The 14,237-nt window shown below is 54.0% G+C and carries 11 protein-coding genes; 6 read left to right on the forward strand and 5 right to left on the reverse strand.

The features are described 5' to 3' along the window. From KK078_RS06800 to KK078_RS06825, 6 genes are all read left to right on the forward strand, one after another. A complete protein-coding gene (locus KK078_RS06800; protein WP_254089499.1) occupies positions 1 to 1,035 on the forward strand; it encodes a FecR family protein in 1,035 nt (344 codons plus the stop codon). 434 nt (positions 1,036 to 1,469) lie between these two features. After that, positions 1,470 to 2,645, forward strand: coding sequence for a hypothetical protein (locus tag KK078_RS06805; protein WP_254089500.1), 1,176 nt, complete (start codon positions 1,470 to 1,472; stop codon positions 2,643 to 2,645). After that, entirely contained in the window at positions 2,593 to 4,791 is a 2,199-nt protein-coding gene (locus KK078_RS06810) for a hypothetical protein (protein ID WP_254089501.1), read from the forward strand. The genes KK078_RS06805 and KK078_RS06810 overlap by 53 nt, the downstream gene beginning before the upstream one ends. A 562-nt stretch (positions 4,792 to 5,353) precedes the next feature. After that, positions 5,354 to 5,839 (forward strand): VOC family protein, encoded by a 486-nt coding sequence (locus tag KK078_RS06815; protein WP_254089502.1) that lies wholly within the window; start codon positions 5,354 to 5,356, stop codon positions 5,837 to 5,839. Between the two features lie 117 nt (positions 5,840 to 5,956). Continuing rightward, positions 5,957 to 7,045 (forward strand): adenylate/guanylate cyclase domain-containing protein, encoded by a 1,089-nt coding sequence (locus KK078_RS06820; protein WP_254089503.1) that lies wholly within the window; start codon positions 5,957 to 5,959, stop codon positions 7,043 to 7,045. A gap of 50 nt (positions 7,046 to 7,095) precedes the next feature. After that, positions 7,096 to 8,457, forward strand: coding sequence for an MATE family efflux transporter (locus tag KK078_RS06825; RefSeq protein ID WP_254089504.1), 1,362 nt, complete (start codon positions 7,096 to 7,098; stop codon positions 8,455 to 8,457). 13 nt (positions 8,458 to 8,470) lie between these two features. Here KK078_RS06825 and KK078_RS06830 read toward each other — a convergent pair whose 3' ends face one another. From KK078_RS06830 to KK078_RS06845, 5 genes are all read right to left on the reverse strand, one after another. Continuing rightward, entirely contained in the window at positions 8,471 to 8,863 is a 393-nt protein-coding gene (locus KK078_RS06830; protein WP_254089505.1) for a hypothetical protein, read from the reverse strand. 135 nt (positions 8,864 to 8,998) lie between these two features. Continuing rightward, positions 8,999 to 10,705 carry a hypothetical protein gene (locus KK078_RS06835; protein ID WP_254089506.1) on the reverse strand — a complete coding sequence of 569 codons (1,707 nt, stop codon included), beginning with the start codon at positions 10,703 to 10,705 and terminating at the stop codon, positions 8,999 to 9,001. A 243-nt stretch (positions 10,706 to 10,948) separates the two neighbouring features. Further along, positions 10,949 to 12,007: a ribosome small subunit-dependent GTPase A gene (gene rsgA / locus KK078_RS06840; RefSeq protein ID WP_254089507.1), complete on the reverse strand. Its 1,059-nt coding sequence runs from the start codon at positions 12,005 to 12,007 to the stop codon at positions 10,949 to 10,951. A 248-nt stretch (positions 12,008 to 12,255) separates the two neighbouring features. Next, entirely contained in the window at positions 12,256 to 12,387 is a 132-nt protein-coding gene (locus tag KK078_RS30390; RefSeq protein WP_262898613.1) for a hypothetical protein, read from the reverse strand. A 108-nt stretch (positions 12,388 to 12,495) separates the two neighbouring features. Next, positions 12,496 to 14,199 (reverse strand): tetratricopeptide repeat protein, encoded by a 1,704-nt coding sequence (locus KK078_RS06845; RefSeq protein ID WP_254089508.1) that lies wholly within the window; start codon positions 14,197 to 14,199, stop codon positions 12,496 to 12,498. Positions 14,200 to 14,237 lie beyond the last annotated feature (38 nt).

Raw genomic sequence — 14,237 nt, forward strand, 5'->3', positions numbered from 1 at the left:
ATGAAGACGACGATTCACGACCTGGTACATCGGTTTCTGAACAACACGGCAACCGTCGGAGAGCGTGAACATGTCATGCGCTTGCTGGTAGAAGGCCGGCTGGGCAAACTTCTGGGCGAGCAAGTATACCAGCATCAACTGTTTTACCTGAACAATCCGCGTTTGCTGGCTGTTCCCCACGACGAGCGCCAACGGTCGGCCCATGTCAAACGCCGCACACTGGAAACGATCGTAGGAGTTACTGCAAACCCGGCATACCCCTGGCAGTCCTCGCCGTGGGTGGCCGCGGCGGCAATGTTGGTGGTTCTCGTTCTGGCGGTGATATGGGTGGCACAACAGTCGCATGCCGAGGTGCAGCAGATGGCTAAACGCCCGGCCGTCGAGCGCGAAGCCGTCTACCAGGGCCGTCAGTTCTTTCACCTGACCGACAACACCGCCGTGACGCTGAACCATGGCAGCGAGCTGCGCTATAGCAGCGCACCGGGTGCATTCATGCGCGAAGTGACATTGAAAGGCGAAGCATACTTTGACGTCGCGCACGACCCGACCCGCCCGTTTATCATACATGCCAACGGCGTAACGGTAAAGGTACTGGGCACTGCTTTCAACGTCAGGGCTTACACCGGCCAACCCGAGGTAAGGGTGACGGTGGTCCGTGGCCTGGTGGACGTCCGTAAGCCGGGGAATTTCCAGACGCTGTTACATCCCGACCAGGAGCTGGCAGTCGATGTGGCTTCGGGGCACTTTGCCCGGCAGTCGGTCGATGCGGCCGAAGCGATCGGTTGGAACCGCGGCTTTATTATACTCGACAGCGTTGACCTGCAGACGGCCGCGGCCATCCTGGAAAAACGTTTCGGGCGAAAGATTACCGTAGAGGGTAGCGACATCGGCACCTGCCACATTGCGGCAGTGTTTGTAGAAGACGACGTAACGCTTACGCGCGTACTGGACGCCATCACCCAGTCTTTACCGGACACTCACTATACGATATCGCCCGGTGGCGACGTGGTGTTACACACAACGGCCTGTCGTTAATGCGGCCTGCCGATGGCGCATAGAGACTACTTTATACTGCACACTGACTGCGTTCTTTCACCGCCGGCGCGTCTCATCGCGCCGGACGGTCGATTTTCCGGCCCCGGAAAAGTAAGGTGCACGCTGAGAGCCCACAGCCTGCCCGATATGCCGGATCGTTACTGATTGCAGTCGGCAACGATCCGCGTGAACGCAGTATAATCTATCCGACCCGCCACCTTGACGAGTCCCCCGCGGAGCCTGTGAAAGCGGGGGACTCGTTTCTTACATTTCTATTTATACAATCGTATAAGTATGTATAACAACCGGGGCGGGCACTTTATTGTAAGCCTGTCTCACGATCTTTGTAGAAAAAATAATTCTGCGACAGGCCCTCCCTGGAGTTTCATTTTTTATACCTTTAAGCCATACACTTTTTTCTCCCGGTTTTATATATGGTAAGAATCTGTTTCCTGGCGGCGGCCCTGTGTTTGTTGCTGGGGTGTTCCGACAACGGACGTACTCCAGATCATGGCGCGCCGCGGGGCTTTTATTATTGGAAGACGGAGGCGGGGGGCTTTGACTGGGATGACTCCACTTACCAGGCGTTGGATGTTGACCGGCTGTACGTGCGACTTTTTGATGTCGGCTGGAGCGAGGCGGACGGCGCACCGGTGCCGGTCGCGCCGTTAGACTATTGGGATCAGCCGTTGACGGATACCTTGGATGTAGTCCCCGTAGTGTTTATAACCAACGAGACCTTTGCGCACCTGGATACGGCCGGAGCGATCGTGTTGGCGCAGCAGGTGCACCGCAGAATGATGGCTCAGCTAAAAGCAGCATCCGATCGGCAGTTTGATAACCTGATATGGGAAACCATGGAGGACGGTTATTTTAATTCCACTCCGTATAGGCAGAAGTCAAAACGTTTTGACGAATTGCATGTGCGCGATTCGCTACATGACGCTCGCCTGCAACGGCTGTCGGAGGTGCAGTTCGACTGTGACTGGACGGCCGGCACCCGGGCACACTATTTTGCTTTTTTGCGCGAATCGAAAAGGCTTTTTGCCGGTCAGCGAGTATCGTCCACCATACGATTATATCAATATAAATATCCCGTCAAGGCCGGCGTTCCCCCCGTGGACCGAGGCATGCTGATGTGCTACAATGCCGGCAATATAAAAGACCCTGAGACCGTCAATTCGATTTTTGATCGCCGGGAGATCATGCGCTACCTGGAAGATCAGCATGCCTACCCGTTGGCGCTGGACTACGCGTTGCCGGTGTTTGAATGGGCTGTATTATATCGCGACGGCAAGTTCCAGGCGATCCTCTCAACAGCGTTGCTGCAGGACGAATACGGGTATAAACGGTATTTGACGACCGTCAGCGATCTGCACGCTACCGTCTCAGAGGATTTTACCTATGGCTACACCAGTCAAAGCATCTTCGTGCGACGGGGCGATGAGATACGGTTTGAACACCCTGCTATGAACGATGTGGCCGCCGTCGCGGCCTGGCTCCATGACCATAAACACACGGCCGACGCGGCCCTAACGTTCTATCATCTGAATGACCATGATCTTAAGAAATATTCTTCGGCGCTGGAAGATATGTATCGCGCTTTTTAGCCTGCTGTCGTTTTTTACAACGGGTACCGGCTTACAGGCCTGCTATTGGCGGCCTGAGAATGAGGAGCTGCGCTATATGCTCTTCAATCCCGACCTGTTGCAGAACCGGGCGTGGTGGAGTTTTTTTTATTCCGCGCATCTTCATGCCTTCGACGGACGATATTCTTCCAGCCGTGATGAGGACCAGCTTATTGCCGAATGGATTACGGCCGCCGGTGCCTCGCCTGGAGACACCACGGCCGCAAGGGCATGCGTTTTCGGTGAGCCTTCAGACTCCGCGCTGGCCGTAAACAACTTTTATCAGAAGTTACAGCAAAAGCCTGCGGTGTTTGCGTGTTTCAAGACTTTGAAACAATATGAAGGCCTGGCGGGATTTGAGTCCACCTGGAGCGATACAGGCCGGAAGTCGTCGTCGGGAGCCTATGATTCGGCACTGGAGCAGGTGTCGGCGCTGGTGGCACGCGAGCAGAATACGTTCCTGCAAAAGAAGTATGCCTTTTTGCTGACGAAGATCGCGTTTTATGCACCCGACCGCGCCCTGTTCAATGCAACCTACAACCGGTATTTTAAGAATGTTGCCACGCCCGGGGTACTGGATTGGTGGGCGATGCACTATAAAGCCATGATGCTGGAGGGTATTCATAACGACTCTGCGAATTATTTGCACGCCCGTGTGTTTTCACATGCCACGGCGAAAATGATGGTGTCGCGTCAATTCTATTCCAGCCGCGACATGGACAGTGTGTTGGCGTTGGCAGAAGATAACAGGAGCCGGGCTGACGTATATGTGCTTCGGGAGACTATCAATCCCGGTCGCGGACTGGAAGGTATTCGCCAGGTGTATACGCTCGCGGCTGATCATCCGCACCTGCCGTTGTTGATCGGCCGCGAGGTAAACAAGTTTGAGGACTGGCTGGGCACAACGCGTTACGTTAACGCACAGGTTTCGCCGCGCGATTATTGGGGCAACCGACCCGTGACGGAGAACTGGCAACGCGACCGCCTGTACCTCGATGAGTTTGTTAAAGCGCTCAAGACCATGGATGGTCTGGCCAGGCGCTACCCGGCATACCTTAATGTGGTACTGGCCAATCTCAGCCTGATGCAGGGCAACGGCAAGGCGGCCGCTGCATACCTGGATCGGGTTCCCACGGGTGATCCGGCCATGGCCTATCAGGTAACAGCACTGCGCGCCGTGCAGATCACGCTGCAGGAAGATGTGCGCGACCGCGCAGTACAAGAGAAGCTGGGCGTATTATACAAAACGCTATTGGCGGATCGCAACGGCCAGTTCGAGTCGCAGAAAATTCTTTACTCCCTGAGCACGTATCTGCGCCATGTTTTCGCAAAGCGCGGAGTAGTAGGATTGGCCGGTTTGTTTGACAGCTATGCCCGCGAAAGATTTTGCTATTCCTGTATCACCTACGGCACGTTCGAATACACGTTCATCCGGTACCTGGACCGTTATGCATCGACGGCCGATCTGGAAGCATTGTTGGAAGTATATCGCCGTAAGGATAAAAATACGCTGGAAGAGGTATTGTTCAAGCCATATGATCATCCACACTATTTTGAGGACCTGCTGGTGACCAAGTATCTACGCCAGGGCGATGTCGCAAATGCGCTGGCGACGGTACGCAAGATCCCGGATGCATTTTGGTCAACCTTCAGCAATGCCCAGTACTATCTTGACCGTGATCCGTTTACCGTAAACGCCGAGCTGCTGGCAGGACAGACAATGGTTACGTATACCAAGCGGGAGATCGTTGAAAAACTGTATGCCCTGGACACCGCTGCGAGGCAAGATCCTGCTCAACGTGCGCATAACTATTTTATGCTCGGCAACGCCTGGTTCACGTTCACAACGCACGCGTGGTTTATGCTGAGCTACGGCGACGGCTCGGCCACGCCGGACGAAGCGGTGTATGCCATAGGCTATACGAATGCCCGCAGGTATTTCAAAAAGGCGTTGGACGCCGAGCGTGATCCCGAAAAACGGGTGAGAGCCCTTTATATGTTGGCTCTCTTAAGTGAAAGTAAAAAGGAAAAGCTTGTATACGCCCGTCAGTACGAGGAGTATGAAACCACAGCGTTCTACGGCCGCCGTAATTGCCTGACCTTATACGACCTGGCAGAGAAGAATTGACACGGTGTGGGGGGATCGCGTTTTCGGAATATCCGGGCGAGCCCTATACATGTCTTTCAGAGACAGAAGCCGCCCGCATCCTGGGGCGACTGGCGGAGCGTGTGGAAAGTGCGGCTGCCGGGAGAGCGGGTGGCGTCAGAGACTCTACAGTCCATGAGGCATATGCAGAGATCGTACAGCAAATGTGCAGATGCCGGGTCAACGCCTGTTGACTGATGTGGGCCGTGAAGCCTGGGAACATACAGATCGTGAGAATTTTATTTAGTGATCGTGCGCGAGCGAAACATATACCTGCAGGACGTTATACGTCAGATTGCGCAGCGGATGAAGCAGGGGTAAAAAATCGGAAATTCCGGCTCAGCTGCCTGGGGGATACATTTCCCAGGCCCAGTGGTCGGTATTTTTTGTCATTTTATCCCCCTTTCGAAGGCCTGATCTCCGACGCCGGAATCCAGGTCTGGTGCGCACCTTTGTATCATCCGGCGGGGCATGTACAGGTGCCTGACAGTGCCCCGCCGGACGGAATATTCTAAAATGATACAACCCCTTAAACAATTACAACATGAGCATGGTAGCAACCAATCAGAAAATTGTCCCTTTCCTGTGGTTCAATGGCAAGGCGGAAGAAGCGATGAAATTGTATACATCGCTGTTTGCCAATTCAACGATCGAGGCCATCAAAAAATGGGACGAAGGCAGTGGCTTTCGGGGCGTGATGGTAGGAACGATCGTCATTGACGGCCTGCGTGTCAACATGTTCGATGCCGGCCCGGACTTTACGTTCAGCGAGGCGGTTTCGTTCTTTGTGACCTGCAAGGACCAGGAGGAAGTAGACAAATACTGGAACGCCCTGACCCGCGACGGCGGCGAGGAAAGTCAGTGCGGATGGTTAAAGGACAAATTCGGATTCTCCTGGCAGATCGTGCCAGCTTTCATGATCGATAAGATCAACAACGGTGAACCGAAACGTCTCGGCCAGTTGATGCAGGCTATGATGAAGATGCGGAAGCTGATCGTGGCCGACCTGGAGGCCGCCTACAACAAATAGAAAAAGAATACGGCAGATTCACTTTCCAACGTATCTTTACACTACCGGGTCTACTATACCACGCGTGACGGCAATATCACGCGTGGCTTTTTTCGGGCAGTCCCAAAAGCATACGGTATGAAAAGTGATTTGCAATTCAAGCTGCGGCAGCTCCTGGTCATCATCGGGTTGTGGATGTTCTTTGGCTTTATGCTGACGGTCTACGATCACCTGGTGCTGTTGTCGTATATCTCCCAGGGGCCGTCGCCGGCGTACTCGTTCTGGATAGCGGCCATGCGCAACGTCGGTGGCGGACTGATCGGCGGCATATTGGGGGGCAGCTTTATGACCTTCTATATTAACGTAAAGTACCAGGACAAGCCGTATGGTTATACCATTGTGGCGGTGAGCGTGTCGTTTGTATTGATCATTGCTTTGATCGCCGTGATCATGGGCATGACCATTGTACCGATGCGTACGGGCCGGCCCTGGTATGATCCCGCCTCGCGGCAGGCGTTGATCGCGTTCCTGCGCGACCCCGCGCCGGTCAAGGCATTGCTGGTGTGGTCGTTTATCGTGGCGGTTACGCAGATGTTAGTGCAAGTGAGCCAGAAGTTCGGGCGAGGCGCTTTCTGGAGCCTGGTGTCGGGTAAATACCAGATTCCCCGCGAAGAGACCCGTACGTTTATGTTCCTCGACCTGAATGCTTCTACCGCGATGGCGGAGAAGATGGGCGATAAACAATACCATTTGTTACTCCGCGAATTCTTTGCCGACATTACGCAACCCATTTTGAACAATAACGGCTCCATTTATCAATACGTGGGCGACGAAGTCGTGATCGCCTGGGGCAACCAGGCGTCGGCCAATAACAATTGTGTGCAATGCTTCTTCGATATCCGGCAGGCGATTGCCGATAAACGCGAAAGTTACCAGGCACGGTTCGGCGTAGTGCCTTCGTTTAAGGCGGGTATACATTGTGGCAACGTGGTAGCGGGTGAAGTTGGGATCATCAAACGTGATATAACCTATTCGGGTGACGTGTTGAACACCACATCGCGCATTCAGGGTATGTGCAAGGAGTTTAACACGGACCTGATCGTATCGCATGACGTGGCCCGAAACCTGGATCTCTTTGATAAATACCGGCTGATGCCGCTGGGACATATTAAGCTGCGCGGCAAGGAGCACGAGCTTTTGTTGAACACGATCATGCTGGTTGCCTGAAAATGTAGTACATTGATGCCCCGTTTTCTTAACCAGCGGGAATGTGCGCCATGGCCGTATCTGCAGACCTCGGGAAAGATCCGATTCCTTCACTTTTCTTTCGCTACTATGTGCCTACGTTGACCAGCATTATGTCGGTTACGGTGCAGATGATCGTAAACGGGCTATTGTTGGGCCATTACGTGGGCAAAGAGGGGGTTGCCGCGGTGGGTATCTATGGCCCTGTGCTGACGGTCTTTATCGCCTTTGTCCTGGCCTTGACGATCGGCGGTGGCATTCTGATTGCCCACAGCATCGGTGCCGGTGACGGTGCGCGGGCGCGCGGGGTATTATGCTTTGGCACCACGCTGGCGCTGACGGCCGGCTTGGTCGTGGCGGTCAGTGCGCCGTTTGTCGCGGCACCGCTGGCGCGGTTCCTGGTGGGGGCCGAGCACGTGTCACTCGTGCAGAATACGCGGGATGTCATGCTTTGGGGCTTTGTCGGCATGCCCGTGCTGTTTGTGCGCATTGTCTGGGGACACTTTGTCGTGAACGATGGCAGTCCGCGCGTGGCACGCAATGCGTCGCTGATAGCGGTGGCGTTGAACATCGCCCTCGATTTTATAGTTATTGTCTGGCTGGGATGGGGCACTGCCGGAGCGTCGATTGCCACGGCATTGGGTAATGCCTTTGCGATGGGGTACTTGTTCTGGTATATCCGTCAGGGGCGTGGCCAACTGCACTTTGGTAACTTTCGGTTTACACTGTACTTTCCCGCGTGGAGGTTGCTGTTCCAGGCCGGTGTGCCGTCGCTTTTGTCGGAGCTGTCGTTTTCGCTGGGCCTGCTGATCATCAGCCGTAGTTTGGTGTCTTATGGTGAGTCGGCGGTAGCGGCATTCGGGTTGATCAACCACCTGAGCTTTATCTTTCTTCGGTTACTAACGGCAGCCATGCTTGCTGCCTTGCCGATCATGTCATTCAACGTAGGAGCGCAGAAGCCGGCGCGCGTGTTGGCCATGCTACGGTTTGCCATGATGTTTTCGGTAGTGATCGGCGTGGCGGTTTGTGGTATCGGGTGGCTGGTGCCCGGGCTCCTGATACGCATCTTTTCGACTGAGACCACCGCGGCATTTGAGTCGCTGGCCGCGGGTGGGTTGTCGTTGTATTTCTTACTGTTTTTGGTGGCCGGCCCGAATTATATATTGGGTGCGTATTTTCAAAGCACGGGCAAGACGGCGATGTCGATTATCGTTAACCTGTTGAAAGGTGTTGTACTTGTCGCAGTGTTTGTATGGGTGTTGCCGATGCAGCACCCGGGACTGACAGGTATATGGTTGTCGCGCGTCGGAGCGGAGGCGGCAACGTTGATGCTGGTAGGGGGAATTACCTTCTTATACCGGCGGCGCTACTATTCTCAAATCGTTACGACGTGATCGCGCTGTTCGGCTACACTTCGTCCAGCCACAATTCTGCGGTGGCCCGGTCGCGGAAGTTCTTTTTTGGAAATTGCGTCGTTTTCGCCACCGAGTCGAGCTGCATTTCGGTCACGTCGTTCTGCATGATTTCGGCAACTTTCCGGACTCCTCCTTTAAGCAATAGTGTTTGCGCTTCTTCGTGTAGCTTGCGAAGTTCCTGCGGATGGGTTTTCATTTCCGAGGCATCGGTCAGCAAGGTGAAATTCTTTTTGAGCCCCGCCAGAGCTTTTTTCCAGTCGGCAACGTAGGTGGGTACCGCTTCGGGATTGCGCCAGAAGCCGATGATCTTCAGGTAAGCACGGTTCTTGTCCGGTGCGATTTCGATGATATAGTGTTTGTTGTTGCTGATGGTCGTCAGGCTCATACAGAGAGGGTTGGGGGTGCTGGAAAGTAGCGCGACAATATTACGGGTTTACCCGTATTTTTTTATGCCCGGACCAACAAAAACGGGCAGGGGAAAAACACCCTACCCGTTCTGAAAAGTTATGTTATCGGTGATTTACCGGTGATATAGATAGCTCAGGCCGATGTTATAATACAGGCCGCTGAGGTCTACGTTGCTATAGGGAACGATGCTGGCCGGGGCGGTGGCGTTTTTGGTATCGTCGTCCACGGTTACGTCGTACTTCCACTTTTTGTATCGCATATGATCATACGACACCGAGCCGGACAGTACGAAACGCTTTATCGTCCATTGCACGCCCGCCTGGGCCGACAGGAAGATGGATGATGCATTTACCTTGTCGGACTTGCCTTCACTGATATCGCCGATGATGCTGCTCGGCACTTCCTGCTTGAGGCCGCCGTAGCCCAGCGACGGTCCCAGGGTGACATGGAGCTTTTCATGGATCAGTGGCAGCTCATAGAGCACTTCGAGGCGGCCGGTCCAGTTGTTGAGGTGATCCATGCGGTAAATGTCAAACAGCAGGGCGGTGCTCAGGTCTTTTACAAGGTTCTTCACGCCAAACCCAACAGTATAGATGGAGATGCTTTCAATGTCCTGGAAGCTGCCCAGCGGGGTCGTATCGACGTTATAGTCGCCGTGGTCATTGCGAACGGTGACCATACCGGCCGGCCTGGTGGCTTTGATCCGGGTGCCCAGGCCAGACTTATAACCGACTTTAACAAAACGCTTCCGTGCATCGCGGTCTTCATTGGTCTCGGTTATATTCAGCCCGGGTTCCAACTGGCCGATCCCGCGGTATACTTTACCCTCGGCATAGTCCTGGTATACGTTCGTGATGTGGATCCGGCCGAGAACTTCTTCTTTTTGGTTGATGTGGTCGCCGATCTTTTCCTCGACCAGACGGACGCATTTGTAGGCATCGCCTTTCTGGATGTTCAGGTCTCTGCCGGCGTCGATCACAACGTGGTTACCGTCTATTTTTTCGATCCGGGCCATATTCACGGTAGCGTCGCCACCTTTCGGCTCGCGTGCGAGCTTGCCCGCCATGTTTTTGGCATCGCCTTGCAGCACCCGGGCGGTAGCGCCGTGTTCAGCAGCGAAGGTGATCTTGATCTGGCCGATCACACTATTGCCATCGGCGGACAAGACCTCGTAAAATTCCTGTTCGTGCAGGCCGTCGGCAGTGCCCTTGGTAACGGATACCTGGTTGGACGATACCTGTTTGTCAATACGGACTATCACGGGAAAGTACTTGTTTACCTGACTGGCCAGGTTTTGTGCCGTCAACTTGAGAGACTGGCGAATGGCCTCGTCGCGGTTGCCGGCCGTAGCATTGTGTTCGGCCTGAAAAGACTTTTCGAACTGGCCGGTTTCCAGGTTCAGGATCTTGAGCGTAGCGTAGGCGGTGGCAACGTAATAATGTTCGGTTGTGGTGTTGTTGCCCGACGTGCGGGTTTTCTCTTCGTGGTGTACGCGGGTCAGGTTGCCGGCGAGCAGGTATTTAGCGCCCGACATCTTGCCCAGGTCGATGGCCGACTTCGGATCGACGAAGTCTTTTATGGCCAGCTCGTTTTCGATCGCCTTCCACATTTCGCCGCTGCGCGTTACGACGGCGACCTTGTTGGCGTTTACCAACAGGTTGAGCGTGGCCTCGTGGAGGGTCCGTGCACGCTCCCGGGCGGACGGGTAGTCCTCCGATTGCATATCCTGGAAAATGATGTTGGGTCTTTCGGACTGGCTAAAGGCACAAAACGGGAAGCCGAGAAGTGATAACAGGAGGAAATGCCGAAGGCGGTTCATGTAGTGGTTACGTTAGATAGAAAATACACATGCAAGGCTAAAGGTACGCCCCGGGAGGGATTTCGAATCTGGTAGAATCCGTAGGTTTCTTACACGTGCAATACGGTGGAGGAGGAAGCAGGGTATATCAGGACGCGTGTAAACTATACGATGGTTGAAATGAAGAATTGTACCTTTCGGAGGTGAACTGAAATAAGTGAAAGAGCCCCGCTGAAAAGCGGGGCTTTTCTTTCGATAAGCCTTTTAATACTTATACTTCTTGCGGTGGTTTTTGGCCTCACGCGCGATCTTGCCGAACTGTTTGTTCAGACGTTTTTTATCGGATACATCGATCTCGAAGCGACGCATCTCTTTTTTCAATTTTAGATAGCTATCATACACCGCTTCGGAGAGCGAACCGTTGTGCAAGGCGGCCAATACAGCGCAGCCTTGCTCGTCGAGGTGTTGACAGTCCGTAAACCGACAGGACGCCGCGAGCGAACTGATGACGGGAAACAGGTCTTCCGAGGTTGCTTCGCCGCCGGTAACTCCAAACTCACGCATGCCCGGCGTGTCGATCAACAGGCTCCCGTTGGGTAACCGGAAAAGGTCACGCGTGGTGGTTGTGTGCCGGCCTTTTTGGTTGGACCCGCTGGTGGTGGCGGTTGCCTGTTGTTCCTGGTGTAACAGGGCGTTTAGTAACGAGCTTTTGCCGACGCCGCTCGACCCGATCAATACATAGGTATGGCCTGGCAACAGCAGCTCGTCCTGCAGTGCACGCATACCCACACCGGTATGTGTGCTGCAAAACAACACGGGAACACCACGCCCAAGGGCTTGCACGGCGTCGAGATAGGGTAGCGTGTCGTCTACCAGGTCGGTTTTGTTCAGCACGATGTTGGCCGGTATGTTACAGGCCGCCAGCTGCACCAGGTATCGTTCCAGGCGCATGACGTTGAAGTCACGGTCCAGGCCTTGTACAATAAATGCTGCGTCTATATTCGCGGCCAGCAGTTGGCGTTCGGTCGCAGCACCGGGGTTACGACGGGACAGCTCGTTGTAGCGCGGCAGTACGCTGATGATGTAGCCGGCCCTATCATACACCGTCAGCGTTACCCAGTCGCCTGTTTTCGGATGATCGGTAGATGGTAAGTAGAGCAAGCGGCCCGAAAGGTCGCATTCCAGCTCACCTTCTTCGGTTACGGTATAGTACTTAAATCCCTTTATGCTAACGATGCGGCCTATGGTAAGATCCCGCGGTATTTCGATGGAAGTGCATGAATGGCGATAGCGTAGCCAGCCATACTGGTCTAATGATGTCATGGGTAATAAAGAATTTTTAGATCACCTTGCCGAAGGGAAGATGACCTTGCCAGAGAATAAATTCAAAAGGGTGTAGAAACAAGACGGTAGGAACGTGTAATACGTTTACCTGCCGTCAGGCTACCCTCATTCCGGCATGCGAAGGGCGATATGTAGTAGCGATAAATGCCATACAACGTAAAGATAGCAAAAGTTCGATAACATGACAACCGGTCGGTGGCTGCCGTGCACTTTGTAATGTCCCGTATTCACTGGAAGAACGAGGCGATGATAAGGTAAATGCCGGCGATAAGACCAGCGATAATGTCGAAACTGGCGAGCGCGATAATGAGCCGCAGGCGGCGCAGATTCAGCACGACAAGGACGATGTACGTAACCACGACGAGGATGCCGAGGATTAGCGGCGCAGATTCAGCACGACAAGGACGATGTACGTAACCACGACGAGGATGCCGAGGATTAGCTGCCAGTAGTCCATAAATCACTAGTTAAAATACGGATGCCGTTATCACCACGTCAGCGGAAGCAAATGCTTCCTGATATTTCTCTTTATACACGGATGCTTCCGCATTTTGTTGCGCCTGGAGGCTTTGAAATAGTCCCAGGAGGGACCATCCATTGCCGGGGTGCATCACCAGGTCTTCACGGTATGTTTTTTCAGCTTCTTCCGGCCTTTGCAGGGCGAGCAACCGGGCGCCCAAAAATTGCCGTGCCGGAATGAGCCAATCTTGCGGCTCGCGGTATACCATATTGTCCTCCTCTGCTATGGCGGCATTAAATGCTTTAATGGCAGCCTCATACTCTTTGTTCGCGAAAAGAATTTCGCCTTCTAATATAGATTTCGCAATGCGGCACGACTGCAACGGACTGTTAAAGGGCATTAGCCGTTTGGCGAGGTTTTCGTCCTGCGTCGCGGTTTCGATGGCCTGTAAGCATTGTACCGCCGACTGTCGGTTGTTCTTTCGTAGCGAGGCGAGTCCCCTGGCGAAGTTATCGAGCACTACGGCGTACTTCCATTGCGGGTCTATGGTAGGGGATTTTAAGATCTCATCCCACTGCCCTAATCGCACATCGGCTATTGTCGGTATCATATACACAAACTGTGCGTACAGGTCTTTTGAAAGGTCGCTGCTGGATGCCAGCTGCCTGTTGCGCGCACGCTGATATATTTGCTGGCCCCCGCGCTGCATTCCCGCCGTCATGGCACAGTAGGACTGCACGGCGAAGAAGTGCGGAGAGCGGTCGCGTCCAAGCCCCAATCCGGGTACCGCGGCATCGATGTTGTTGTTGACGGCGTTTGCTTCTTCGTTTATGATGACACCTTTTTGGAAGAGGCCGTTTCGCTGATACATGTGAGAGGCCATGTGTACCATGTGGCCAATACCTGGAATCTGATCTTTAAGCTCTTCCGCGGCCGCGAGGGCTTTGTCCGGCTGTCGCGATGCTTCTGTCAGGTGAATATAATAATGAAGGATGGCGGGGTGCTGGGAATGTTCGAGAACACGTTCACAGGCTGTTACCAGCTCGGGTGTCCATGGCCTGGGCTTTCCTTGCGCATCCCAGAAGTCCCACTTGTGTTCCAGCATGACCGCATCTACGTATAAGGCGGTGATATTATCGTCCCCGGGAAATTTCTTCCCGAGGTCTGCCAGTGCGAGGGCGTACGCCCGATCCAGCGACTGCCGGTCGGTATTCGAGAGGTCGTTGGAATAGCGCTTCTGCAACGCCGCCATCAGCGATCTTTCCTTTTCCGAGGCGCCGGTCATTCGCTTTGTCATCGCGGCGACGATCCCGGGTACTTCGCTTTTCATTTTGTACACATAGGTGTTGTAAAATGGCCCCATGGCCAATGCCTGGCCCCAGTAGGTCATGGCACAATCGGGGTCCAGACGATTGGCTTCCTTGAAGGAGGCAAGGGCCTCCGTGAAATGGTAGCCATAATAAAAGCTAAGACCCTGGTCAAAATAGAATTGCACACTGTCTTTTGTTGTTGAGATCGTGCAGTGCACATCACCCCAGCCTTTTAGCGCGGTAATGAATTTGCCGTCGCTTCCCGGCCGGGTTTCCCCCGCGGGCGACGCACACAGGGTGATCTCCTGGGCGGAAGAGGCATCGGGCTCCCGGCCTTTGAATTCCCCGACGAGGGGGGCCAGAACCACGATGGGTATTACTATACAGGCAATGGTTTTCATGGAGTAGTGTTCACAACGGAAGTTACGTCTTTTCGAGA

This window comes from Dawidia soli (genome assembly GCF_018598185.1).
GTDB lineage: Bacteria > Bacteroidota > Bacteroidia > Cytophagales > Cyclobacteriaceae > Ohtaekwangia > Ohtaekwangia soli.